The sequence below is a fragment of the Streptomyces sp. WELS2 genome (assembly GCF_013870595.1).
Taxonomy (GTDB): Bacteria; Actinomycetota; Actinomycetes; order Streptomycetales; family Streptomycetaceae; genus Streptomyces.
Genome location: NZ_JACBWZ010000680.1, coordinates 1 through 3,425 on the forward strand (window position 1 = coordinate 1; position 3,425 = coordinate 3,425).

Annotated in this window: 5 protein-coding genes; 2 read left to right on the plus strand and 3 right to left on the minus strand. The window is 71.3% G+C overall.

Annotated features, from left to right (window positions below; all coding sequences use genetic code 11):
* Positions 1–845: serine/threonine-protein kinase (locus tag H5J33_RS28005; RefSeq protein ID WP_181797624.1), on the minus strand; the 845-nt coding region annotated here is incomplete at its 3' end.
* Positions 846–1,067: 222 nt separating this feature from the next.
* On the minus strand, positions 1,068–1,802 hold the full coding sequence (locus H5J33_RS28010) for a VOC family protein (RefSeq protein WP_181797625.1): 735 nt from the start codon (positions 1,800–1,802) through the stop codon (positions 1,068–1,070).
* A 134-nt stretch (positions 1,803–1,936) separates the two neighbouring features.
* On the opposite strand from H5J33_RS28010, the gene H5J33_RS28015 reads away from it, so the two are divergent.
* Positions 1,937–2,572, plus strand: coding sequence for a TetR family transcriptional regulator (locus H5J33_RS28015; RefSeq protein ID WP_181797626.1), 636 nt, complete (start codon positions 1,937–1,939; stop codon positions 2,570–2,572).
* A 96-nt stretch (positions 2,573–2,668) separates the two neighbouring features.
* Here the strand turns inward: H5J33_RS28015 and H5J33_RS28020 are convergent, their stop codons facing one another.
* Positions 2,669–3,121: an Lrp/AsnC family transcriptional regulator gene (locus H5J33_RS28020; RefSeq protein ID WP_030611911.1), complete on the minus strand. Its 453-nt coding sequence runs from the start codon at positions 3,119–3,121 to the stop codon at positions 2,669–2,671.
* Positions 3,122–3,203: 82 nt separating this feature from the next.
* On the opposite strand from H5J33_RS28020, the gene H5J33_RS28025 reads away from it, so the two are divergent.
* The coding region (locus H5J33_RS28025; protein WP_399552945.1) for a LysE family transporter at positions 3,204–3,425 on the plus strand (222 nt) is incomplete at its 3' end.

Below are 3,425 nucleotides of genomic sequence, written 5' to 3' on the forward strand. Positions count from 1 at the left end.
GCGGAGGCGGTGCCGCTGTCGTCGGAGCCGGAGCCGAAAAGGTGCGGGGCGAGCTGGGCCTGGAGGTCGGCCGGGGTGGGCCGGGCGGTGGCCTCCATCTGCATGCACGCCTCGATCAGCGGGCGCAGCTCGTCCGGCAGGCCGCTGAGGTCCGGGCCCTCGCGCAGCAGCATGAAGACGGTCTCGACCGGGTTGGCGCCGTGGAAGGGCGGGTGCCCGGTGGCCGCGAAGACGAGGGTGGAGCCGAGGGAGAAGACATCGCTGGCGCCGGTGACGCTGCGGGAGTCCTTGGCCTGCTCCGGGGACATGTAGGCGGGGGTGCCGACGGCGACGTTCGTCATGGTCAGCCGGGTGTTGGAGACCCCGGAGGCGATGCCGAAGTCGATCACCCGGGGGCCGTCCTCGACCACGAGCACGTTGGAGGGCTTCAGGTCGCGGTGGACCAGCCCGGCGCCGTGGATGGACTGCAGGGCCTCGGCCACGCCCGCCGCGAGCCAGCGCACGGCCTGCGCCGGCAGCGGCCCGCACTCGTTCACTATCTCTTCCAGCGAGGGCGCGGGGACGTAGGCGGTGGCCAGCCAGGGAACTGCGGCGCGGGGGTCGGCGTCGACCACGGCCGCGGTGTAGAAACCGGAGACCGCGCGGGCCGCCTCCACCTCACGGGTGAAGCGGACCCGGAAGAGCTGGTCCTCGGCCAGTTCGGTGCGCACCGTCTTGATCGCCACGCGCCGGCCGGACGCCGAGCGCGCGAGATAGACCAGCCCCATGCCGCCGGCCCCCAGCCGGCCCAGCACCTCGAACGGCCCGATCCGCCGCGGATCGTGCTGCGTCAGCTGATCCACCACTTGCCTGCCACCTCCCCGTACGAGCCGCGCCACCCCATATGTACGCGACCGAAGTGCAGCGTCTCACCACCGCACCGCCATGGCGGCACGCACCCCGATTCTTCCTGGCCGGACGGCTGGTTGCGAACCCGGTGACAATCAGGGTGTCTCACATTAATTCATCCCAAAAACGGATGGATCACCGCCGGATCGCCGGGGGAGCGGCACCGGAACAGTGCCGGATCAGCGCTGGAGCAGCGCGAACGACGCCCCCTGATCGTCGGTGACGACGGCCACCCTGCCGTACGACGTCGTGAAGGGCGGCGCCTGCACCCGGCCGCCGAGCCGCCGGACGGTCCCGAGGGCCTCGTCCAGGTCCGCGACCCGGAAGTGGGCGATGAAGTGCGGGGGCATCTCGGCCGGGAACACCTCGGTGACGTCCGCGCGGCCGAAGTCGGGCGCGGCACCCGAGCCGAACAGGGCGTCGTGGAAGAGGTCGCCGTAGAAGGTGTTGGCGGCGGCCGTGTCCCGGGTGTACAGCTCGGCCCACACGAACGTGCCGGGCGCGCGCCGGCGCCCGAAGCCGCGGTGGGTGCCGGGCTGCCACAGGCCGAACACCGCGCCCCCGGGGTCGGTGGCGAGGGCCGCGGTGCCGAGGTCGCCGACCGGGTACGGGTCCGTGATCACCCGGCCGCCGGCCGCCGTGATCCGCCGGGCGAGGGCCCCGGCATCGGGGGTGGCGAAGGAGACCGTCCAGACGGTGGGCATGCGGCCGTCCGTCTTGGGGGCCAGCGCCGCGACCCGGTCCCCGTCCAGCAGCGCCCACACCGCGGAGCCGTACGCCTCCTGGAAGGTCCACCCGAAAAGCTCGCCGTAGAACCGCTTGCCCGCCTCGACGTCGGGCAGCTGGGCGTCGACCCAGCAGGGGACGCCCTCCCCGTATGTCTCTTCGTTCGTGGATGCCCTGTTTTCGGCCATGCGGCAAAAGTAACCGGGACGCGCGCACGCCGCAGACCAGGCACACCACCCCCGTTTCCCCCGCGCACCCCATTTGCAGTCGGCCGAATCGCGCTCCCATCACCCCTCGGTAAGCTGACGGCATGACAGGACAAGTGCGTACCGTCGACGGCCGCGTGGCCGGCCGGCGTGGGCAGGCGACCCGGCAGAAGCTGCTCGACTGCCTCAGCGAGATGCTCAGCTCCTCCCCCTACCGGGACGTCAAGGTCATCGATGTCGCCCGGAGGGCGGGCACGTCGCCCGCGACCTTCTACCAGTACTTCCCCGACGTCGAAGGCGCCGTCCTGGAGATCGCCGAGCAGATGGCGGCCGAGGGCGCGGGGCTGACCGAGCTGCTCGAGGGGCGCACCTGGACCGGCAAGTCGGGCTGGCAGACCGCGCAGGAACTCGTGGACGGGTTCCTGGACTTCTGGCGCCGCAACGACGCGATCCTGCGGGTGGTGGACCTGGGCGCGGCCGAGGGGGACAAACGGTTCTACAAGATCCGGATGAAGATCCTGAACTCGGTCAACGGCTCCCTGGCCGACTCCATCGCGGAACTCCAGGCCAAGGGCCGGGTGGACAAGGACGTGAACCCGGCGGCGGTGGCCGGTTCGCTGGTCGCGATGCTCGCGGCGGTGGCGGCCCACCAGAAGGGGTTCACCTCCTGGGGCGTGAAGCAGGCCGAACTCAAGCCGAACCTCGCGCTGTTGGTGCACCTGGGCGTGACCGGCAAGAAGCCGTCCAAGTAGGCGCCCGGGCCCTCCGTACCCCTCGCGCACCCCTTTGTGAAGATCCAAGTCCTGTCTCGCGGGCGGTGGTTCATCCCCTGAACCACCGCCCGTCGCCTATGCGGGCAGCGGACGGTCCCGCACCACGTGCTTCATCACCAGCGTCGAGGTCAGCCGCTGCACCCCCGGCAGCGTCGCCAGCCGCTCGTCGTACAGCCGCTGGAAGGCGGCCAGGTCGGCGGTGGCCACCCGGAGCAGATAGTCCGGTTCGCCGAACAGCCGCTGGGCGTCCAGCACATGCTCCAGCTCGCCGACCGCCCGCTCGAACTCGGCGACCGTGTCCCGGTCCTCCTGGCGCATGGACACGAAGACCAGCGCCTCGAAGTTCAGGCCGAGCGAGGCCGGGTCCACCACCGCGCGGTAGCCCCGGATGGCGCCGGCCCGCTCCAGCTCGCGCAGCCGCCGGTGGCAGGGGGAGACGCTGAGCCGCACCCGGGCGGCCAGCTCGGTCACGGTCAGCCGCCCGTCCTGCTGGAGCTCGGCAAGGATTTTCCGGTCCACGTCGTCCATGAGGGAGATTTTTGCGCACAACTCGCGATCATGAGCAAACTTCGGAAACACTTTCGGGTAATTCGCGCCTAATGTGCCCGACATGGACTCGGGACTGCTCTTCTCCTTCCTCGCCGTGGACCTGCTGCTGGTGTGCGTACCGGGCGCCGACTGGGCGTACGTCATCACGACCGCCCTGCGCGGCGGCCGGATACCGCGCGCGGTGGCGGGCCTGGTCTGCGGCTACGCCCTTCACACCGCCCTGGCCACGGCGGGCCTCGCGGTCCTGGTGGCGGGCTCCCCCGGTCTGCTGACGGCCGTGACG